Origin of the sequence: Streptomyces sp. SLBN-118, assembly GCF_006715635.1 — a bacterium.
Lineage (GTDB): Bacteria > Actinomycetota > Actinomycetes > Streptomycetales > Streptomycetaceae > Streptomyces.
The window spans coordinates 1,463,521-1,484,604 of record NZ_VFNP01000001.1 but is presented as its reverse complement, the minus strand read 5'-3'; the positions used below and the strand labels follow the sequence as shown (position 1 = coordinate 1,484,604).

Here is a 21,084-nt window from a genome sequence, read left to right as displayed (position 1 = left end):
CGTTTCCGGCCGAGCGGCTCTCCGGCCCCCGACAGCTGAAGGCACACCTGCGAACCGTCCGACAGCGCAAGCTCCATTGTGTCCGTGTCGCGTCAACTCGCTACGAGCGCCGCCAACCGCACCGTACGCTCCGCCAGTTCGCTGATCCGTACGCCGTCGAACCCGAATACCGCGGTACGCAGCCGGTCCTCCAGAGGCTCCGTCCACTGCGCGGGGATGGCGGCCGCCCCGCCCAGCACACCCGCCACCGAGCCCGCCGTCGCCCCGTTGGAATCGGTGTCGAGGCCGCCGCGGACCGTGAGGGCGATGGTGGAGGTGAAGTCGCCCGCGCCGTACAGCAGTCCGGCCGTGATGACGGCAGCATTCGGAACGGTGTGGATCCAGCCCAGGCCGCCCGTCTCCGCGGCCAGCTCGCCGAGCGTGTCGGACCAGGACGTGCCGGAGGCGTGCAGGGCCACGGTGTGGCGTACCGCGCGCGCGAGCCGGCAGCCCGCGGGGATACGTTCCAGCGCCGCCTCGACCGCATCGCGCGGGATGTTCGCGGTGAACGCGGCGGCGATCAGGGCGGCCGCCCACATCGCCCCGTACACGCCGTTGCCCGTGTGCGAGAGGACCGCGTCACGGCGGGCGAGCGCGGCGGCGCGGCGCGGGTCGCCGGGACAGGTCCAGCCGAAGATGTCGGCGCGGATGAGCGCGCCGATCCACTCCTGGTAGGGGTTGTCGCGCGTGGCGCTGACCGGGGGCGTGAGACCGTTCGCGAGATTGCGGTAGGCGGCCCGCTCGGCGGTGAACGTCTGCAGGAACGGCAGATGCAGCAGCCAGGCCTCGCCCACCTGCTCGGTGGTGAACCCGAAGCCGCGGCTCTCCAGAAGATGCAGCCCGAGGACGGTGTAGTCCACGTCGTCGTCCCGGCAACTGCCGTGGATCCGGCCCCGTACGCACTCACGCCACTCGGGACGCAGCTCGAATTCGCCGGGCATCGCGTCGGCCGGCGGCCCGGGGAGGTAGTCGGTGAGCGGGAGCGCGTCGGTGCGGCGCAGATACCGGTCGATGCGGTCGCGGGTCCAGTAGTCGCCGCGCTCGACGGGCTTGCCGAGCATGTTGCCTGCGACCCGGCCCAGCCAGCCGCCGAGGATCCGGTCGGCGAGGTCGACGTGCTGTAGGCCCATACGTCCGGTTTACCGAATCGGCGCCGGAATCGCTCGGCAGTGCCCCAGTATGGTGCGAAATGTCAGATCATGATCAGGTGGCAGACCATCTGAACGTCCGGATAGGGTCGGGGCGGCGCGACTGCCTGTTCGAAAGCAAGGGATAGCAAGGTGACGGACGGAGCAGTTATTCAGCCCGCGCATGTGCTCGTCGCGGCTGACAAGTTCAAGGGCTCGCTCACGGCCGTAGAGGTCGCGGAACGGGTCACCGCGGGCCTCCTGCGGGTCGTACCCGGTCTGGCGGTCGAGACCCTGCCCGTCGCGGACGGCGGCGACGGCACGGTCGCCGCGGCGGTGGCGGCCGGTTTTGAACGCCGCGAGGTCCTGGTGACCGGGCCGCTCGGCGAATCCCTCACCGCGGCGTACGCCCTGCGGGAAGGCACCGCGGTGGTGGAGATGGCGGAGGCCTCCGGGCTCCAGCACCTCCCCGAGGGCGTCTTCGCCCCCCTCACCTCGACGACGTACGGCTCCGGCGAGCTACTGCGCGCCGCGCTCGACGCGGGAGCCCGGACGATCGTCTTCGGCGTCGGCGGCAGCGCGACCACGGACGGCGGCGCGGGCATGCTCGCGGCCCTCGGCGCGCGCTTCCTGAACGCGGACGGCGAGCCCGTCGGCCCGGGCGGCGGCGGCCTGCGCGATCTCGCGTCCGCGGACCTGTCCGGCCTCGACCCCCGTCTCAAGGGCGTCGACCTGGTCCTCGCAAGTGATGTCGACAACCCGCTGACCGGGCCGAAGGGCGCGCCCGCGGTGTACGGCCCGCAGAAGGGCGCGACGCCCGAGGACGTCGCCACGCTGGACGCCGCGCTCACCCACTACGCGTCCGTCCTCGGCCCCGAGCAGGCCCGGCTCCCTGGCGCTGGGGCGGCCGGCGGCATCGGCTACGGCGCGCTCGTCGCCCTCGGCGCGAGCTTCCGGCCCGGCATCGAGGTCATGCTCGACGTCCTCGGCTTCGCGCCGGCACTGTCCCGGGCGACCCTCGTGATCACCGGCGAAGGCTCCCTCGACGAACAGACCCTCCACGGCAAGGCTCCCGCGGGAGTCGCGGCGGTGGCCCGCGCCCAGAACATCGAGGTCGTCGCGGTCTGCGGCCGCCTGGCGCTGCCTCCCGAGGCGCTGGGCCGGGCGGGGATCCGCCGGGCGTATCCCCTGACGGCGCTGGAGCCGGACCCGCGGAAGTGCATGGCGGAGGCGGGGCCGCTGCTGGAGCGGGTGGCGGAAGGTATTGCGCGGGACTTCCTGCGGTAGGGGTTCCCCCACCCCGCCCCCTTCGAGGGTCCTGGTTTCGCGGGCGTACCCCGCCGCCCGGAGCGCTGTTTGAACCTCGGCTCGGTGGCGCCGGGGTGTTCCTCCCCCTACGGCCTGGCGGCCGTGGGGGGCACCCCCGCCCCGAAAACTTGGGGGCAGGCCCCAACCCCGGAGCGGCCCGCACACGGTCACCGATACCGAACCGCGCAAGCCCAGACCCGCACCGAAACCCCCTCACCCTTGTGCCCGTGCACAATCCGCACGCCGCATCGCTGGTCATGCGCAGCGATTCGGGCATACCGCCTGGACGGTACGCCCGGCCGGTGCTGGTGTGTGCCCCCACAGGGCAATTTCGAACAAGCCCGGAAAGGGGGTCCACATGGCTGCCACCTCTCTCGAAGTGCGCGAGCTGTCCGTCGGCTACGGGCCGGTACGGGCACTGCGCGACATCTCCATCGATGTGCCTCAGGGCACGATCGTCGCCGTCCTCGGCGGCAACGGTGCCGGCAAATCGACCCTGCTGCGCGCCGTCTCCCGCACCCTTGGCTTTCAGCGTGGCCGCGTCACGTCCGGCAGCATCAGCTTCGACGGCCGTCCGCTGGAAGGCCTGAGCGCGGCCGGGGTCGTCGCCGCGGGCGTCGTCCAGGTCCCGGAAGGGCGGCAGGTCTTCGCACGGATGACCGTCGCCGACAATCTCCGGGCGGGGGCGCTGGGCGCGACCGGCGGGCGCCGGTCGAGCGCCGAGGCTCTGGCGCGGGTGCATGAGCTCTTCCCCGTCCTCGCCGACCGCGCGCATCAGCGTGCGGGACTGCTGTCGGGCGGCGAGCAGCAAATGCTCGCGATGGGAAGGGCGTTGATGGCCCGGCCGCGGCTTCTGCTGCTCGACGAGCCGTCGCTCGGCCTCGCCCCGCTGATGGCGGAGCGCATCGCCGAGACCGTGCAGGAGATCAACGCCACCGGAACGTCGGTCCTGCTGGTCGAGCAGAACGCGGCGATCGCGCTGCGGCTTGCCTCGGCGGCGTACGTACTCGACGTCGGCGAGGTCGCTCTCTCGGGCCGGGCGGACGAACTCGCCGCCTCGGACGAGGTACGGCGCCGGTATCTGGGCGTGGTCGACGAGACGGCGGCGGCCGACGCAGTCACCGCGCAGGCGTCGGCTCCGGCCCTGAGCAGGTGGTCGGCGTGAGCGAACCCCGTCCCCTGGAGGAAGGCGCGGCAAACCCCAGCGGCCCCGCCGTGCCCGCCCTCGACGTCACGGACCTCACCGTCCGCTTCGCCGGGCTCACCGCCCTCGACTCGGTCTCCTTCACCGTCCAGCCGGGCAGCGTCCACGCCCTCATCGGCCCCAACGGCGCTGGAAAGTCCACCACCTTCAACGTCCTGTCCGGCGTCTACCGGGCCACCTCCGGCAGCGTCCGCTTCGGCGAGAAGGAGCTCACCGGGCTCCCTCCCGACCGCATTGCCGCACTCGGCATCGCCCGTACCTTCCAGAACCTCGCGCTCCCTCCGCACGCCACCGTCGCCGACAGCCTGCTGCTCGGCCGCCACAGGCTCACCCGCGCCGGGTTCCTCGCCGCCGGGCTGCGACTGCCGTCCGCCGCCCGCGAGGCGCGCCAACACCTGGACCGGGTACGGGAGATCGCGGAGTTCACCGGACTCGGCGGCGATCTGGACCGACCTGCGGGAGCACTCCCGTACGGAAAGCAGAAGCTCGTCGAACTCGGCCGCGCCCTGTGCATGGAACCGCGGCTGCTGCTCCTCGACGAGCCCGTCGCAGGGATGACCGCCGACGAGCGGCGGCAGACCGCCTCCGTCATCGCGGGCGTACGAGACAGCCTCGGCATATCCATCGTGCTTGTCGAACACGACATGGGGGTGGTGATGCGGCTCGCGGACGCCGTGACCGTACTGGACTTCGGGCGCCGGATCGCCGACGGCACTCCCACCCAGGTACAGAGCGACCCGGCCGTCGTACAGGCCTATCTAGGAACGGAGGCCCAGGTATGACGACCTTCACCGAACTACTCCTCGGCGGACTGTCCATCGGCTCCGTCTACGCGCTGATCGCGCTCGGCTTCGTCGTCATCTTCAAGGCCACCGAAGTCGTCAACTTCGCCCACGCGTCACTGCTTCTCGCGGGCGGATATGTCACCGCCGTACTCCACGACGACATCGGCTTCTGGGCCGCGCTCGCCGTCGGCATCGCGGGCGCCGCCCTCGTCGGCGCGGCCGTGGAATTCCTCGTCATGCGGCGTTACCGGGGCTCCGACCACAGTGTCCTGGCCATCGTCACCATCGGCGTGGACATCCTGCTGACCACCGAACTCACCCGCCGTATCGGCACGGACGTCCTCGCACTCGGAGACCCGTGGGGCGATCGCGTCGTCACCATCGGGGACATCACCGTCGCACAGACCCGTATCGCCGCCTTTGTGTCCGCGGCCCTGCTCATCACGGTGTTCCTGCTCGCGTTCCGCTACACCTCGTGGGGCGTGTCGATGCGCGCGGCGGCCGAGAATCCGGAAACCGCGGCGCTGATGGGCGTACGTCTGGGCCGGGTCTCGCTCGCCGCCTGGGCGGTCGCGGGCGCGCTCGCCGCCGTGGCCGCGCTCTTCCTCACCGTCTTCCCCACCCCGGGGCTGGAACGTGCCACATCCCTCGCCGCACTCAAGGCCTTCCCGGCGGCGATCCTCGGCGGGCTCGACTCCACCACCGGCGCGCTCGCGGGAGGTCTGATCGTCGGTGTCACCGAGTCGTTCGCCACCGGCTACCAGGGCGAACTGTCCTTCCTGGGCCGGGGGATCGGCGATCTCGCGCCGTATCTGGTGATGGTGCTCGTCCTGCTGCTCAGGCCGGCCGGACTCTTCGGTACGAAGGAGCCCGCCCGTGTCTGAGACGCTGAAGAACCCCGAGACAGAAGTGACGACGAGCCCCCGGGCGGACGTGAAAAGCCCCAGAGCCTACGTCACGTCTCCCCAGGCATATCTCTGGGTCGCCGGCACCGTCTTCCTCCTGGCTCTGCCCCTCTACCTGGACCGCTTCTGGCTGCAGGCCGGACTCTTCGCGATGGCCGCCGCGATCGGCGCGATCGGCATCAACCTCCTCACCGGCGCCACCGGGCAGCTCTCCATGGGGCACGCCTTCTTCCTGGCGGTGGGCGCGTACAGCTACTGCGTCCTGGCGGGCGAGAGCGGAGTGGAGAACGGCCACCGCCTCACCGGCCTCGGCCTGCCTACCTGGCTCGCCGCCGTGCTGGCGGTGCTCGTCGCAGGCGTGGCAGGCGGCCTGTTCAGCCCGATCGCGGGACGGCTGCGCGGCGCGTATCTCGGCATCGCGACGCTCGCGCTGATCTTCATAGGCCAGCACGTCCTCTTCAACGCCAGTGATCTGACAGGAGGATTCAACGGCCGGGCCGTTCCACCCCTCTCGCTCTTCGGCATCGACTTCGACGACAGCGAGACGGTCATCGCAGCCGTCCCCTTCCAGTCCGCCGAGAAGCTCTGGTACGTGGCGCTGCTCGCCCTCATCGGCTGCGGCCTCTTCGCCCGGGGAGTGCTACGAGGCCGCCCCGGCCGCGCGATGAACGCCGTCCGTGACCACCGCATCGCCGCGGGCGTCATGGGCGTCCCGGTCGCCCGCTACCGGGCCGCCGTCTTCGTCCTGTCCTCGATGTACGCGGGACTCGCGGGCGTACTGATCGCCCTGGTCTTCCAGCGCACCGTCCCCGAGTACTTCGGGGTCATCCTCTCCCTCGAATTCCTCGCCATGATCGTGATCGGGGGCCTCGGCACGGTCGCCGGCGCCGTCGTGGGCGCGGTCTTCGTCTCCCTGCTGCCCCAGATCCTCACCCACTACAGCGACACCCTCCCGCTGGTCTCCGCCCCCGGCACGGGCGGCGTCGCACCCGGAGAGGCATCTCGCTACCTGTACGGCGCCGCGGTCGTCGCGGTCGTCCTTTTCCTGCCCGGCGGACTCACCCGTCTCATCACCTCGCGCAAGACCCCACGGGAGTAGACATGAAGCCACGTCTGTACCTGGCGGCGCTGGCCGCCGCCCTGACCCTGACCAGCTCAGCCCTCGCCGGATGCAGCTCGAAGGCCACCGAAGGCGGCGGTTCCGAGAAGGACGCCGCAGGAGTGAAGACCGGCGAAGGCGTCACGGCCAAGACCATCAACCTGGGCGTGCTCACCGACATGACCGGCGTCTACGCCTCACTCGGCAAGAGCGTCACCCAGGCGCAGCAGCTGTGGGCGAAGCAGACCAACGCCGCCGGCGGCATCTGCGGCCGCAGCATCGAACTGACCGTCCGCGACCACGGCTACGACCCGCAGAAGGCCGTCGCCGGGTACACCGAACTCGAACCGAAGGTGCTCGGCTTCGCGCAGTTCATCGGCTCGCCCTTCGTCGCCGCGGTCAAGGGCCGTATCGACGGCCAGGACAAGGCGCTCGTGGTGCCCCAGGCCTGGTCGGCATCGCTGCTGGGCAGCCCGTACATCCGGGTCGTGGGTGCGACGTACGACATCGAGACGATCAACGCCGTCGACTATCTCCTCAGCCAGAAGCGCATCGCCAAGGGCGACAAGATCGGCCATGTCTACTTCGAGGGCGACTTCGGGGAGAACGCGCTGAAGGGCTCCAAGTACGCGGCGCAGCAGGCCGGTCTCACGGTTGTCGAGCAGAAGATCAAGCCGACCGACAACGACATGTCCGCACAGGTCGCGGCGCTCAAGAAGGCGGGCGTCAAGGCGGTCCTCATCAGCGCCGGGCCGCGCCAGGCGGCCTCGCTGGTCGGCGTCGCCGCGGCAGGCGGGTTCAACGTCCCGATGGTCGGCAACAACTCCGCCTTCGCTCCGCAGCTGCTGGGCACGCCGGCGGCACCCGCGCTGACCAAGGACTACTACGTCGCCGCCTCCACCCTCCCCATCGGTGACCAGGGGGCGGGTCCGGCGAAGCTGGCGAAGGAGTACAAGGCCGCCTACCCGAAGGACGGCCTCGACAACGGCGTGGTCGCCGGTTACACGGCGGCGAGCGTCTACGGCGAGGTGCTGAAGAAGGCTTGCGCGGCCAAGGACCTGACACGAGAGGGCATCGACAAGGCGCTGCTGACCATCTCTGCCTACGACAACGGCTTCGGCATCACGAACAACTTCTCCGACCCGGCGGCTCCGTCGACGCGGCAGAGTCTGATCATGAAGCCGGACCTCAAGGTGCCGGGCGGCCTGAAGGTGGTGCGGCCGGCGGCGGTGTCCAAGTCGGCGGAGTCGTACAAGTCGGGCAGCTGAGGGGCCGCAGGCTCGCACGCGACCATCGGCCGCGTTGTCCTCAACCGCCGGACGGGCTTCTTTCGCCCGTCCGGCGCGTTGGTGTGTGCGGGCGTCCCCTGCGGGTCGCTCGCGGAAATCGCCTGTCTCGCATGAGCTGCTGAGGCCGCGAACGACGCCTGGGCCGCCCCGGGCACCGAGGCCGGGCCGCTCGGTGTGCTCCGGGGCCCAGGACGGCACCTGCCCGGCCCTTGAGCACGTCCAGGACAGCGACCAGCACATCCGGGGCGCTTACGGTGCGTAGGGCGACCGGGCCCACCCGGCGGGGAGCCGATCACCAGAGGGCGCGGGACGTGACGAGGGCCCGAGTGCGGATCGCGCGGATCGCACCCGGGCCCTCGTCGTACGTACGCTTCGCGCTACGGCAGCTGCGCCGCCCGCGCCTCGCGGTTCTCGCGGCGGTTGTCACGGAACGTGTTCACACGTCGCGCCGTCGCGAAGAGCGGAATCGTCGCCGCCATCACGATCTGCAGCGCGCAGCCGGTCTGGAGCAGCACCTGACCGCCCGGGGCGTCGAACGCCCACGCCGCCAGCATCCCCATCGCGGCGACGATCCAGCCGAGCATCGCCACCGCGAGGACGCCCCGCGGCTTGGGGTACTCGACCCTGCTCACCATCAGCCATGCCGTGCCGATGATCGCCAGCAGCGTCGGGATGAACGGCAGCTCGAGCAGCACGATCGAGACCACCGTGAGCGCTCCGAAGGGGCTCGGCATGCCCTGGAACATGCCGTCCTTCATGGTCACGCACGAGAATCTGGCAAGCCTCAGCACCACCGCCAGCAGCACGACGATCGCGGCCACCGCCGAGACCTTCTGCTGGGCGTCGTCCGCGACCATTCCGTACACGAGCACGAAGTAGGCAGGGGCGAGCCCGAAGCTGATCAGGTCGGAGAGGTTGTCCAGCTCCGCGCCCATCGGCGAGCTGCGCAGCTTGCGCGCCACGAGTCCGTCGCAGAGGTCGAAGATCGCGGCCAGCAGCATGAGGATCACGGCGGTCGCCGCGCTGTTGCGCGCCATGCCGCTCTCGTTGCTGCCGGTGAGGTGCGGGATCAGGATCCCGGTGGTGGTGAAGTACACCGCCATGAATCCGCACGTGGCGTTACCGAGCGTGAGGGTGTCGGCTATCGACAGCCGCAGTGAGAGCGGCATCTCCTCGGTGTCGTCCTCGGCCTCTGCCTCGGCGACCCAGCCTGCCTGTGTGTCGGGATCAATCACGGTCAATTCGAGTCACCCCCGCGGTCGTGGTCTGACCGACCTCGACGGCGACGTCGACACCTTCCGGAAGGTAGATGTCAACGCGCGATCCGAAGCGGATCAGACCAATGCGCTCGCCCTGCTCGACCTTCGTCCCCTGGGGGATGTACGGCACGATGCGCCGGGCGACAGCACCCGCGATCTGCACCATCTCGATGTCGCCGAGCTCGGTGTCGAAGTGCCAGACAACGCGCTCGTTGTTCTCGCTCTCCTTGTTGAACGCCGGCACAAAACCGCCGGGTACGTGCTCGACGGACGTCACCGTGCCCGCGAGGGGGGCGCGGTTGACGTGGACGTTCAGCGGGCTCATGAAGATCGCGACGCGGGTACGTCCGTCCTTCCACGGCATGATGCTCTGCACCACACCGTCGGCGGGGGAGATGACGCGGCCCTTGGCGATCTCTCGCTCGGGGTCGCGGAAGAACCACAGCATGCCCGCCGCGAGCGCGGTGGTGGGCACGGCGATGGCCGCCGCACGCCGGGAGCGACGCGAGCGGGCAAGGCTGAGTGCAGCGGTGGCGACGGTCGGCAGAAGCCACGGCGATGCTCCGCGCGCAAGGCGGACGCGGCCGCGTGGTGCAGAGGTTTGGCTGTGGGGCATGGATGACCTTCGTAGCGGATGATGCCGCGCAGGCAACGGGGGACGGCGGCTTTCTGGGCGATGCTATCGGTTGCGGGCCGCAACTGGGAAAGCAAGAGCCCGAGTCGGCGGCCGGAAGACGATGACAGGGCGTGATCGCCTTCGCGGCCGAACCGGCTCATACGCGACAATCAACCCTGGAATCGGTACTCCTCGAGCAGCCGACGGCCGATGATCATTTTCTGGATCTCGGCGGTACCTTCGCCGATCAGCAGCATCGGAGCCTCACGGTAGAGGCGCTCGATCTCGTACTCCTTGGAGAAGCCGTAACCGCCGTGGATACGGAAGGCGTCCTCGACGACTTCCTTGCAGTACTCGGAGGCGAGGTACTTCGCCATCCCTGCCTCCAGGTCGTTTCGTTCCCCGGAGTCCTTTTTGCGTGCCGCGTTCACCATCATGGCATGCGCGGCCTCGACCTTGGTAGCCATCTCGGCCAGCTTGAACTGAATCGCCTGGTGCTGGGCGATCGGCTTGCCGAAAGTGTGACGTTGCTGGGCGTAGGAGACGCCCAGTTCAAAGGCACGCTGTGCGACGCCGCAGCCACGTGCGGCGACATTCACGCGACCGACTTCCACGCCGTCCATCATTTGGTAAAACCCTCGGCCGGTGGTGCCGCCGAGTACCCGATCGGCCGGAATGCGCAGTCCGTCCATGATGAGTTCGGTCGTGTCGACGCCCTTGTAACCCATCTTGTCGATCTTCCCGGGGATGGTGAGGCCGGGGCGGACCTCTCCGAAGCCGGGCTCCTTCTCGACCAGGAAGGTCGTCATCGACTTGTGGGGGGCGGTGCCCTCCGGGTGTCCTTCGTCACTCCGGCACAGAACGGCGACCAAAGTGGACGTTCCGCCGTTCGTCAGCCACATCTTCTGGCCGTTCAGGACGTACTCGTCGCCGTCCTTGACGCCCTTGGACGTGATGGCCGACACATCGGAACCAAGACCCGGCTCCGACATCGAGAACGCGCCACGGACCTCGCCGAGCGCCATGCGCGGCAGGAAGGTGTCCTTCTGTTCCTGGGTGCCGTGCTGCTTGAGCATGTACGCCACGATGAAGTGCGTGTTGATGATGCCCGAGACGGACATCCAGCCACGCGCGATCTCCTCGACGCAGAGCGCGTAGGTGAGCAGCGACTCGCCCAGGCCGCCGTACTCCTCCGGGATCATCAGCCCGAACAGGCCGAGTTCCTTGAGGCCTTCGACGATCTGCGTCGGGTACTCGTCGCGGTGCTCCAGCTCGGTGGCGACAGGGATGATCTCCTTGTCGACGAAGTCCCGGACGGTGGCCAGGATTTCCTGCTGGATGTCGGTCAGACCTGCGGTCTGGGCGAGACGCGCCATGGCTACTTCTCCTGTGCCTTCAGCTCCGGGCGGCCGGGCTGCTCGCCGCCGCGCTCCTTGATGTACGTCTCGGTCGGGACCATCACCTTGCGCCGGAACACGCAGACGAGGGTGCCGTCCTGCTTGTAACCCTTCGTCTCGACATAGACGATTCCGCGGTCGCTCTTGGAGCGTGACGGGGTCTTGTCCAGGACGGTCGTCTCGCCGTAGATCGTGTCGCCGTGGAAGGTCGGCGCGACGTGCCTCAGCGACTCGATCTCAAGGTTGGCGATGGCCTTGCCGGAGACGTCCGGGACGGACATGCCGAGGAGCAGCGAGTAGATGTAGTTGCCGACGACGACGTTCTTGCCGAAGTCCGTCGTCTTCTCCGCATAGTTGGTGTCCATGTGGAGGGGGTGGTGGTTCATGGTGAGCAGGCAGAAGAGGTGGTCGTCGTACTCGGTGACCGTTTTTCCGGGCCAGTGCTTGTAGACAGCGCCGACCTCGAACTCCTCGTAGGTGCGTCCGAACTGCATGATCAGGCCTCCGGGGCTTCGAACTTCGAGGTGCGCTGCATGCCGGCGGCGCGGCCCTTGCCGGAGATGACCAGCGCCATCTTGCGGCTCGCCTCGTCGATCATCTCGTCGCCGAGCATCGCCGAGCCCTTCTTGCCGCCCGCCTCGGAGGTGTAGTACTCGTACGCGTCAAGGATCAGCTCGGCGTGGTCGAAGTCCTCCTGCGAGGGCGAGAAGATCTCGTTCGCGGCGGCGACCTGGTCCGGGTGCAGCACCCACTTGCCGTCGAAACCGAGGGCGGCCGCGCGCTGCGCGACGGCGCGGTAGCCCTCCGGGTTGCGGATCTGCAGGTAGGGGCCGTCGATCGCCTGGAGGTTGTTGGCGCGGGCGGCCATGAGGATCTTCATCAGGATGTAGTGGTAGGCGTCGGCCGGGTAGCCGGGCGGCTGCTCGCCGACGACCAGGGACTTCATGTTGATGGACGCCATGAAGTCGGCCGGGCCGAAGATGATCGTCTCCACGCGCGGGGAGGCCTGCGCGATCGCGTTGACGTTGTTCAGGCCCTGCGCGTTCTCGATCTGCGCCTCGATGCCGATCTTGCCGACCTCGAAGCCCATGGTCTTCTCGATCTGGGTGAGCAGGAGGTCGAGGGCGACGACCTGCTGGGCGTCCTGGACCTTCGGCAGCATGATGCAGTCGAGGTTCTGCCCGGCGCCCTCGACGACGGTGACGACGTCGCGGTAGGTCCACTCGGTGGTCCAGTCGTTGACCCGCACGACCCTGGTCTTGCCCGTCCAGTCGCCCTCGTTGAGGAACTTGACAATGGTGTGCCGGGCCTCGGGCTTGGCCAGCGGAGCGCAGGCGTCCTCCAGGTCCAGGAAGACCTGGTCGGCCGGCAGGCCCTGGGCCTTCTCCAGGAAGCGAGGGTTCGAACCCGGGACCGCCAGGCACGAGCGACGCGGGCGGAGACGGTTGACGGTCATGCGGGGACCTCCAGAGGGTCGAGCTTGTTCGCTTTCCGGATCTCGTCGACGATACGGCCGATGATCTCGGTGATGCCGAAGTCCTTCGGGGTGAACACGGCGGCCACACCCGCCGCCTTCAGATCGATGGCGTCGCGTGTCGGGATGATCCCGCCGACGATCACCGGAATAGGGGTATCTCCCGGGCCGCCAGGCCCAGGGGAAGCCGCGGCGCCGGCTTCGCGCAGCCGCTCCAGCACATCCGGCACCAACTCGGCGTGCGAGCCGGACAGGATCGACAGGCCCACACAGTGCACGTCCTCGGCGAGGGCCGCGTTGACGATCTGCTCGGGTGTGAGCCTGATGCCCTGGTAGACCACCTCGAAGCCCGCGTCGCGGGCCCGTACGGCGATCTGCTCGGCACCGTTGGAGTGCCCGTCCAGACCGGGCTTGCCGACAAGGAGCCGCAGCCGTCCGGAGCCGAGCTCGTCGGCGGTACGCGACACCTTCTCGCGGACGAGGGCGAGCGGCGTGCCCGCCTCGGCGGTGACGGCGACAGGTGCGCTGGAGACGCCGGTGGGCGCGCGGAACTCGCCGAAGACATCGCGCAGCGCCCAGGACCACTCGCCGGTCGTGACGCCCGCGCGGGCGCATTCGACGGTGGCGGCCATCAGGTTCGTGGACCCTGCGGCGGCCTTCTTCAGTGCGGCCAGCGCCTCGGTCGCCCGGGCCTCGTCGCGGTTGTCGCGCCACTCGTGGAGCTTCGCGACCACCCGCGCCTCGTTGGCCGGGTCGACCGTCATGATCGCCTCGTCCAGGTCCGCGGTGAGCGGGTTGGGCTCGGTGGTCTCGAATATGTTCACGCCGACGATCTTCTCGTCGCCCGCTTCGATCCGGGCGCGCCGTTCGGCGTGCGAGGAGACCAGCTGTGACTTGAGATAGCCGGACTCGACGGCCGCCATCGCGCCGCCCATCTCCTGGATCCGGGCGATCTCGTCGAGGCACTCGTCGACGAGGGTGTCCACCTTGGCCTCGATGACGTGCGAGCCCGCGAAGATGTCCTCATACTCCAGGAGGTCGCTCTCGTGAGCCAGCACCTGCTGGATACGCAGCGACCACTGCTGGTCCCAGGGCCGGGGCAGGCCCAGGGCCTCGTTCCAGGCGGGAAGCTGGACGGCACGCGCGCGTGCGTCCTTCGAGAGGGTCACGGCCAGCATTTCGAGGACGATGCGCTGGACGTTGTTCTCGGGCTGGGCCTCGGTCAGGCCGAGAGAGTTGACCTGGACGCCATAGCGGAAGCGCCGCTGCTTCTCGTTCTCGATGCCGTACCGCTCGCGGGTGACCTTGTCCCAGATGCGGCCGAAGGCGCGCATCTTGCACATTTCCTCGATGAAGCGGACGCCCGCGTTCACGAAGAAGGAGATACGGGCGACCACATCGCCGAACTTCTCGGCGGGCACCTGACCGGAGTCGCGGACGGCGTCCAGCACGGCGATCGCGGTGGACATCGCGTACGAGATCTCCTGGACCGGTGTGGCGCCCGCCTCCTGCAGGTGGTAGCTGCAGATGTTGATCGGGTTCCACTTGGGGATGTTGGCCACCGTGTACGTGATCATGTCGGTGGTCAGCCGGAGAGAGGGGCCGGGCGGGAAGACATGCGTCCCGCGCGACAGGTACTCCTTGACGATGTCGTTCTGCGTCGTCCCCTGGAGCTTGGTGATGTCGGCGCCCTGCTCCTCGGCGACCACCTGATAGAGCGCCAGCAGCCACATCGCGGTGGCGTTGATCGTCATCGAGGTGTTCATCTGCTCCAGCGGGATCTCCTGGAACAGCCGCCGCATGTCACCGAGATGCGAGACGGGGACCCCGACCCGGCCCACCTCGCCGCGGGCGAGGATGTGGTCCGGGTCGTAGCCCGTCTGCGTCGGCAGGTCGAACGCGACCGACAGGCCCGTCTGGCCCTTGGCGAGGTTGCGCCGGTAGAGCTCGTTGGACGCCTCGGCGGTCGAGTGACCGGCGTACGTCCGCATGAGCCACGGCCGGTCCTTCTGACGCTCTGTCATGTGTGCGTCTCTCAGACGTTGCGGAAGCGATTGATGGCGTCGATGTGCTTGGCGCGCATCTCCTCGTCGCGGACGCCCAGTCCCTCGCGCGGGGCGAGGGCGAGCACTCCGACCTTGCCCTGGTGGAGGTTGCGGTGCACGTCGTACGCGGCCTGGCCGGTGTCGTCGAGCGAGTAGACCTTCGACAGGGTCGGGTGGATCTTGCCCTTGGCGATCAGGCGGTTGGCCTCCCACGCCTCGCGGTAGTTGGCGAAGTGCGAGCCCACGATCCTCTTCAGCGACATCCACAGGTAACGGTTGTCGTACTCGTGGTTGTAGCCGGAGGTGGAGGCGCACGTCACGATCGTGCCGCCCTTGCGGGTGACGTACACGCTCGCGCCGAAGGTCTCGCGGCCCGGGTGCTCGAAGACGATGTCGACGTCCTCACCGCCGGTGAGTTCACGGATGCGCTTGCCGAAGCGCTTCCACTCGCGCGGGTCCTGGTTGTGCTCGTCCTTCCAGAACTTGTAGCCCTCGGCGTTGCGGTCGATGATCGCCTCGGCGCCCATCGCGCGGCAGATGTCCGCCTTCTGCGGGCTGGAGACCACACAGATCGGGTTGGCGCCGCCGGCCAGCGCGAACTGGGTGGCGTACGAACCGAGTCCGCCGCTCGCGCCCCAGATCAGCACGTTGTCGCCCTGCTTCATGCCCGCGCCGTTGCGCGAGACGAGCTGGCGGTACGCGGTGGAGTTGACCAGGCCCGGAGACGCGGCCTCCTCCCAGCTGAGGTGCTGCGGCTTGGGCATCAGCTGGTTGGACTTCACCAGCGCGATCTCGGCCAGACCGCCGAAGTTGGTCTCGAAGCCCCAGATGCGCTGCTCGGGGTCGAGCATCGTGTCGTTGTGGCCGTCGCTCGACTCGAGCTCCACGGACAGACAGTGCGCGACGACCTCGTCGCCCGGCTGCCAGGCGTTGACTCCGGGGCCCGTGCGCAGCACGACACCCGCCAGGTCGGAGCCGATGATGTGGTACGGCAGGTCGTGCCGCTTGGTGAGCTCGGAGAGCTTTCCGTACCGCTCCAGGAAGCCGAAGGTGGCCATCGGCTCGAAGATGGAGGTCCAGACGGAGTTGTAGTTCACCGAGCTGGCCATCACTGCCACCAGAGCCTCGCCCGGCCCGAGTTCGGGCACCGGCACGTCCTCGACATGGAGGGACTTGCGGGGGTCCTTCTCGCGGGTCTCGAGACCCGCGAACATCTCGACCTCGTCCTTGTGCACGGTCACCGCGCGGTACGAGTCGGGGAGGGGCAGTGCGGCGAAGTCGGCGGACGTGCTGTCCATCGACTGGATCGCGTCCAGGATTTCCTTCACGGGGTGCCTCCGGCGAAGCGCGTTCGGGGAACGCTGAGGGGGAACGTCGGGTTGCTGCTGTGGAGGTGTGCCGTCGGTTCGGCGGGGTGGTGCTGTTGGCAGCGCTGGTGGGCGCGAGAGGTTGCCTGTGACGCAGGCGTCCGGGCGCACAAACCGATGGTTTGCGGGGACAGCCGGCGTACGAATCGTCTCTGCACGCCGGCCGCCCGGACTCCTTCAACGTATGGCACGCCGTGCCAGCTCGCAAGACACTGCGTGCCAACAATTTCTCTTCGATGTCATCTGACGGGCATGTGCGAGCAGCAACGGCCGCCTGAGGAGAGGCGGCCGTTGCGGTGCGTGTTCACTTGCGTGCGGGGGGTGAGGGTGGCGGGGTGCCGCGCGGGGCTTGTCCCTCGCGCGGTCAGGCCCGGTGGTTGCTCAGGGCGCGCTCGATCGTGCGCATGACCTCGTCCAGGGGCGCATCCGTCCGCGCCACCGTCACCAGGACGTCGTCGCTCGTCCGCGTCGAGACCGCCGCCGGACCGGTCCGTTCGCCCTGCGGCGTGCGGCCCGCGCCGATGCCCGAGCCGAAGGTGTCGCGGACGATCGCGAAGGCGTGGTCCAGCTGGGACTCGACGTCCCCCCGGCCGCCCGCCCGCAGCCAGCGGCGCAGCACGTGATTGTGCGCGGTGACGACCGCCGACGCGGCCACCTCCGCAAGCAGCGGGTCGTCATTGCCGTCGTGGTGGTCGCGCTCGTCGAAGTGGCCCAGCAGATAGCGGGTGAACAGCCGCTCGTAGCGGGCCACCGAGGCGATTTCCCGCTCCCGCAGGGTGGGCACCTCACGGGTCAGGCGGTAGCGCTCGACGGAGACCGCCGGGGAGGCCGCGTACATCCGCATGACCTCCTTGATGCCCCGGCACACCGTGTCCAGCGGATGCTCGTGCGCCGGAGCCGCGTTGAGCACCGCCTCTGCGCGTACGAGCGTGTCGTCGTGGTCCGGGAAGATCGCCTCTTCCTTGGAGCGGAAGTGGCGGAAGAAGGTCCGCCGGGCGACCCCGGCCGCCGCGGCGATCTCGTCGACGGTCGTCGCCTCGTAGCCCTTGGTCGCGAACAGCTCCATCGCCGCGGCTGCCAGCTCGCGGCGCATCTTGAGGCGCTGGGCTGCGGCGCGACTGCCCGCGGCACTTTCCGGAGCGTCGGGAGTGGCTTTCGTGCGGGTGGGCTTGGCGGGCTGGGGCATGAGCTGAACGTACTGCATTCGTGCAGCCGAGTGCGCCTGTGGGTGCGGTGCCCCGGGGGCATCGGGCGGGCCGCCCGAGGGATCGAGCAGCCCGCCCCAGCCCGCTTCGCGATCAGCGCCGGGCATATTCGCGGAAACCACGGCCCGTCTTGCGGCCGAGGCAGCCCGCGGCCACCAGGTGCTCCAGCAGCGGCGCCGGGGCCAGGCCCGGGTCGCGGAACTCGCGGTGCAGCACCTTCTCGATGGCGAGGGAGACATCGAGCCCGACCACGTCGAGCAGCTCGAAGGGGCCCATCGGATAGCCGCCGCCCAGCTTCATCGCGGCGTCGATGTCGTCCAGGGTGGCGTAGTGCTCCTGGACCATCTTGATCGCGTTGTTGAGGTAGGGGAAGAGCAGGGCGTTGACGATGAAGCCGGCCCGGTCGCCGCAGTCCACCGGGTGCTTCCGGATCTTCGTGGTGACCTCGCGGACCGTGGCGTGGACGTCGTCGGAGGTCAGGACCGTGCGGACCACCTCGACCAGCTTCATCGCCGGGGCCGGGTTGAAGAAGTGCATTCCGATGACGTCCTGCGGGCGCGAGGTGGCGCGGGCGCAGGCGACGACGGGCAGCGAGGAGGTGGTGGTGGCGAGCACCGCGCCCGCCTTGCAGATCTTGTCCAGGGTGGCGAAGAGCTGCTGCTTGATCTCCAGATCCTCGGCGACCGCCTCGACCGCGAGGTCGACCTCGGCGAAGGCGTCGAGCGAACCGGCCGGGGTGATCCTCGCGAGCGTTTCGTCGCGGGCCTCGGCCGTCATCCTGCCCTTGTCGACGGAGCGTGAAAGCGACTTGGCGATACGGGACTTGGCGGTCTCGGCCTTCTCCAGCCCGCGGGCGGCGAGCACCACGTCGTATCCGGCCTTGGCGAAGACCTCGGCGATACCGCTGGCCATCGTGCCGGAACCGGCGACGCCGACGGAGCTGACCTCGCGGCCGCCCGAAGCCTCGGCGGCGGGCTGCGGGGTGAGCGCGTCCCGCACCACGTCGCCGGTGCCAGGGGCGGCGTAGGTGTAGAAGCCGCGGCCCGACTTGCGGCCGGTCAGGCCGGCCTCGCTGAGCTGCTTGAGGATGGGTGCGGGGGCGTGCAGCCGGTCGCGGGACTCGGAGTACATCGCGTCCAGCACGGTACGGGCCGTGTCGATGCCGATCAGGTCGAGCAGAGCCAGCGGGCCCATCGGCAAACCGCAGCCGAGCTTCATCGCGGCGTCGATGTCCTCGCGGGAGGCGTACTTGGCCTCGTACATCGCGGCGGCCTGGTTGAGATAGCCGAACAGCAGACCGTCGGCGACAAAGCCGGGCCGGTCTCCGACCGCGACGGGCTCCTTGCCGAGCTCACGGGCGAGTGCGGTGACCGCCTCGACGGCGGCCGGGGCGGTCAGCACCGAGGAGACGACCTCGACCAGCTTCATCGCCGGGGCGGGGTTGAAGAAGTGCAGGCCGAGCACGCGCTCGGGGTGCTCGGAGTCGGCGGCGAGCCGGGTGACCGACAGTGCGTTGGTGCCGGTGGCGAGAATGGCGCCGGGACGGACGACGGAGTCCAGGGCGCGGAACACCTGCTGCTTGGCCTCGTACGACTCGGACACGACCTCGATCACGAGGTCCGCATCGGCAGCGGCCTGCAGATCCGAGAAGGTGCGGAAACGCGCGAGGGTGTTCCGGCGCTCCTCCTCGGTCATCCGCTCGCGTTCGACGGCCCGGGCGGTGGAGGCATCCAGGGCCGTGACGGCCCGGCGGGCGGCGGCATCGCTGATGTCGATGCCGATGACCTCACGGCCGGCGCGGGCGAGGACTTCGGCGATGCCGGTGCCCATGGTGCCGAGGCCGACGACGGCAATGGTGTGGAGAGGGGTGTCCATCGTGGGACTCCAGGGATGAGTGACGACTGATGAGGGGGCGCGCGGGCGGAGCGCGCGCCGGTGAGAGCGCGACGAGGCGCGAGGCGCGACGAGCGCGACGAAGCGCGGGGCGCACGGAGAAATCGCCGCACCGGACGACATACGCGTCGTGGTGCGGGCCGACGGACTCTGTCCCGGAGTCGCGCCGAACGTCGTGCAGGAACTGCCGAACCGACAAACACTCGCGGCGGCTGCGTCACCAGGCCACCGTGAGCTGCGGGGGTTACCCGCTCACTTGAGATTAACTTGCGAGTAACGAGCGCGCCAGAGGTGAGGCGATGTGATCTGGATCGCTGAGGCGGCGCCGCTACCCTGGCCGCCATGGATGAGGAATTACGGGCGCTGGCTCAGCGGCTTCGGGGCGAGTCGGGCGGCTCGATCGCATACGAACGCCTGCTGACCACACAGGACCGGGAGGAACTCGCGGGCGTCCTCACGGAACAGGAAAGGCCCCTGTGGGCGCGCGAGATGGCCGCCTTCCGGCTCGGCTGCGTGGGGGACCGGCGGGCCTTCGAGTCCCTGGTCCTGCTCCTCAACCACCGCGATCCCGAACGTTGTGTCGCTGCCGCGCACGCCCTGTCCCGGCTGGCCGACCCCCGCACGCCGCGTGCCGCGGCCGCGCTCGCGACGAACGAGCTGCGGGTCGCCTATGCGCTGGTCCCCGTACGCCTGCTCACGCGCATCAGGGCCCCCGAGTCCGTACCGGCCCTGATCACCGTGCTGCGGCGCAGGCTCGCCCCCGGCGACCCGCACTGGAGGCTGGCGCTCGCCTGTGTCGAGGGGCTGGGCGCGCTGGGCGACGAGCGAGCGGGGGAGGTCCTCAGGTCGGCGTGCACGCATCCCCGCCTGGCTGCGGCGGCGGAGGCGGCGCTGGCACGTCTCGGCTGACGCGGGGCCGGCGCCTGGCGCCTGCGGCGGGCCTTCACCCCACCCCGCCTCCCCCTATGGCCTGCCGGAAAACCAGCCCGTCCGGCGTTTGAGGACATGCGGCCGAAGGTCGCATACGGGGGTCTGGGGGCTCGCCCCCAGTTCAGGGATGGGGGTACCTCCCATGGCCGCCAGGCCGTAGGGGGAGGGCGGGTAGGGGAACAACCCCCAGGACCCGCCTAGCCCTTGAGGCGTCGCGCGTAGCGGACTTCCGGGACCGCGACGCCCTCTACCTCGAACGGCTCCTCCACTCCGTCCGGGGCGAAGCCCGCCTTGGCGTAGAAGCGGCGCGCGCGGTCGTTCTCCTTCAGGACCCACAGCAGCATCCGCTCGAAACCGTCCGCCTCGGCCCGCCCCGTCAGCTCGTCCATCAGCGCCCGCCCCACCCCCGTGGAGACCCTGTCCGGCAGCACGTACAGCGCGTAGAGCTCGCACACCCCGGCGGCCGGCTGGCCCTCGCCCCTGCTCGGTCCGAAGCAGCCCCAGCCGACCACCTCGCCCTCGCGCTCCGCGACCACATTGGTCACCACGCCGTCGCCCTTGGCGAGCATGTCGCGGCGCCGCGCCGCATCCATCTCCACGCTCATCGCATCGAGATACGACGTCGGTATCAGCCCGTCGTAGGCGAACTGCCACCCCCGCACCCGGATGGTCGCGACGGCCTCACAGTCGTCGAGCGTCATGTCCCGCACCCGGGCGTCCATCACTCGCCCTCCTCCCCGAGGAGCGCGAACGCCTCAATCTCCACGAGCAGTTCGGGGCGGAAGAGCGCGGCCACCTGGACCGCCGAGCTCGCCGGGAGCCGCCCCGCGTCGATCACCGCGTCGCGCGCCGCCCGGACCGCCGGCAGATGCGCCACGTCCGTGACGAAGTAGGTCAGCTTGACCACGTCGTCGAAGGACGCGCCCGCCGTGGCCAGGCAGCGGCGGAGGTTCTCGAAGACCTGCCGGGCCTGCGCCGCCGGGTCCCCCTCGCCCACGACCCTGCCGTCCTCGTCGAGGGCGCACTGCCCGGAAATCGCCACGAACCGGCCGGTGCCCCAGACAACATGGCTGTATCCGCTGCCGGGGGCCACGCCTTCGGGGGCATGTACACGGGTGAGTTGCGACGTCATGCGTCCATCC

The 21,084-nt window shown here is 69.6% G+C and carries 19 protein-coding genes; 7 read left to right on the top strand and 12 right to left on the bottom strand.

Going from position 1 to position 21,084, the window contains the following annotated elements; all coding sequences use genetic code 11:
* Positions 1-92: 92 nt before the first annotated feature.
* The gene (locus FBY35_RS06775) at positions 93-1,169 is read right to left on the bottom strand and encodes an ADP-ribosylglycohydrolase family protein (protein WP_142212910.1); all 1,077 of its coding nucleotides are present in this window, start codon (positions 1,167-1,169) and stop codon (positions 93-95) included.
* A 168-nt stretch (positions 1,170-1,337) separates the two neighbouring features.
* Between FBY35_RS06775 and FBY35_RS06770 the strand changes: the two genes are divergently transcribed.
* The 6 genes from FBY35_RS06770 (at position 1,338) to FBY35_RS06745 (ending at position 7,735) form a co-directional block, all read left to right on the top strand.
* Positions 1,338-2,453: a glycerate kinase gene (locus FBY35_RS06770; protein ID WP_142214938.1), complete on the top strand. Its 1,116-nt coding sequence runs from the start codon at positions 1,338-1,340 to the stop codon at positions 2,451-2,453.
* A gap of 379 nt (positions 2,454-2,832) precedes the next feature.
* Entirely contained in the window at positions 2,833-3,639 is an 807-nt protein-coding gene (locus FBY35_RS06765; protein ID WP_142212909.1) for an ABC transporter ATP-binding protein, read from the top strand.
* Between the two features lie 14 nt (positions 3,640-3,653).
* Positions 3,654-4,460, top strand: a complete 807-nt coding sequence (locus FBY35_RS06760; RefSeq protein WP_186356971.1) for an ABC transporter ATP-binding protein — start codon at positions 3,654-3,656, stop codon at positions 4,458-4,460.
* A complete protein-coding gene (locus FBY35_RS06755) occupies positions 4,457-5,347 on the top strand; it encodes a branched-chain amino acid ABC transporter permease (RefSeq protein ID WP_142212908.1) in 891 nt (296 codons plus the stop codon). The genes FBY35_RS06760 and FBY35_RS06755 overlap by 4 nt, the downstream gene beginning before the upstream one ends.
* Positions 5,348-5,396: 49 nt before the next feature.
* Positions 5,397-6,467, top strand: coding sequence for a branched-chain amino acid ABC transporter permease (locus tag FBY35_RS06750; RefSeq protein ID WP_260848670.1), 1,071 nt, complete (start codon positions 5,397-5,399; stop codon positions 6,465-6,467).
* A gap of 2 nt (positions 6,468-6,469) precedes the next feature.
* Entirely contained in the window at positions 6,470-7,735 is a 1,266-nt protein-coding gene (locus tag FBY35_RS06745) for an ABC transporter substrate-binding protein (RefSeq protein WP_142212907.1), read from the top strand.
* Between the two features lie 398 nt (positions 7,736-8,133).
* Here FBY35_RS06745 and pssA read toward each other — a convergent pair whose 3' ends face one another.
* From pssA to FBY35_RS06700, 9 genes are all read right to left on the bottom strand, one after another.
* Positions 8,134-8,991 carry a CDP-diacylglycerol--serine O-phosphatidyltransferase gene (gene pssA / locus FBY35_RS06740; RefSeq protein WP_142214935.1) on the bottom strand — a complete coding sequence of 286 codons (858 nt, stop codon included), beginning with the start codon at positions 8,989-8,991 and terminating at the stop codon, positions 8,134-8,136.
* The gene (locus tag FBY35_RS06735; RefSeq protein ID WP_142212906.1) at positions 8,984-9,631 is read right to left on the bottom strand and encodes a phosphatidylserine decarboxylase; all 648 of its coding nucleotides are present in this window, start codon (positions 9,629-9,631) and stop codon (positions 8,984-8,986) included. Before FBY35_RS06735 ends, pssA begins: the two co-directional genes overlap by 8 nt.
* A 170-nt stretch (positions 9,632-9,801) precedes the next feature.
* Positions 9,802-11,007, bottom strand: coding sequence for an acyl-CoA dehydrogenase family protein (locus FBY35_RS06730; RefSeq protein ID WP_142212905.1), 1,206 nt, complete (start codon positions 11,005-11,007; stop codon positions 9,802-9,804).
* 2 nt (positions 11,008-11,009) lie between these two features.
* Positions 11,010-11,522, bottom strand: a complete 513-nt coding sequence (locus FBY35_RS06725) for a MaoC family dehydratase (RefSeq protein ID WP_142212904.1) — start codon at positions 11,520-11,522, stop codon at positions 11,010-11,012.
* Positions 11,523-11,524: 2 nt separating this feature from the next.
* Positions 11,525-12,484, bottom strand: coding sequence for a CoA ester lyase (locus tag FBY35_RS06720; RefSeq protein WP_142212903.1), 960 nt, complete (start codon positions 12,482-12,484; stop codon positions 11,525-11,527).
* Positions 12,481-14,526: a protein meaA gene (locus FBY35_RS06715; RefSeq protein ID WP_142212902.1), complete on the bottom strand. Its 2,046-nt coding sequence runs from the start codon at positions 14,524-14,526 to the stop codon at positions 12,481-12,483. The genes FBY35_RS06720 and FBY35_RS06715 overlap by 4 nt, the downstream gene beginning before the upstream one ends.
* 11 nt (positions 14,527-14,537) lie before the next feature.
* On the bottom strand, positions 14,538-15,875 hold the full coding sequence (gene ccrA, locus FBY35_RS06710; RefSeq protein ID WP_142212901.1) for a crotonyl-CoA carboxylase/reductase: 1,338 nt from the start codon (positions 15,873-15,875) through the stop codon (positions 14,538-14,540).
* 403 nt (positions 15,876-16,278) lie between these two features.
* Entirely contained in the window at positions 16,279-17,100 is an 822-nt protein-coding gene (locus FBY35_RS06705) for a TetR family transcriptional regulator (RefSeq protein WP_399208238.1), read from the bottom strand.
* A 112-nt stretch (positions 17,101-17,212) separates the two neighbouring features.
* A complete protein-coding gene (locus FBY35_RS06700) occupies positions 17,213-18,994 on the bottom strand; it encodes a 3-hydroxyacyl-CoA dehydrogenase family protein (RefSeq protein ID WP_142212899.1) in 1,782 nt (593 codons plus the stop codon).
* Between the two features lie 360 nt (positions 18,995-19,354).
* Between FBY35_RS06700 and FBY35_RS06695 the strand changes: the two genes are divergently transcribed.
* Positions 19,355-19,921 (top strand): adenylosuccinate lyase, encoded by a 567-nt coding sequence (locus tag FBY35_RS06695; protein ID WP_142212898.1) that lies wholly within the window; start codon positions 19,355-19,357, stop codon positions 19,919-19,921.
* Positions 19,922-20,139: 218 nt separating this feature from the next.
* Here the strand turns inward: FBY35_RS06695 and FBY35_RS06690 are convergent, their stop codons facing one another.
* Together FBY35_RS06690 and FBY35_RS06685 are read right to left on the bottom strand one after the other, a co-directional pair.
* A complete protein-coding gene (locus FBY35_RS06690; protein WP_142212897.1) occupies positions 20,140-20,664 on the bottom strand; it encodes a GNAT family N-acetyltransferase in 525 nt (174 codons plus the stop codon).
* Positions 20,664-21,074 (bottom strand): RidA family protein, encoded by a 411-nt coding sequence (locus FBY35_RS06685; RefSeq protein WP_142212896.1) that lies wholly within the window; start codon positions 21,072-21,074, stop codon positions 20,664-20,666. Before FBY35_RS06685 ends, FBY35_RS06690 begins: the two co-directional genes overlap by 1 nt.
* Positions 21,075-21,084: the final 10 nt, after the last annotated feature.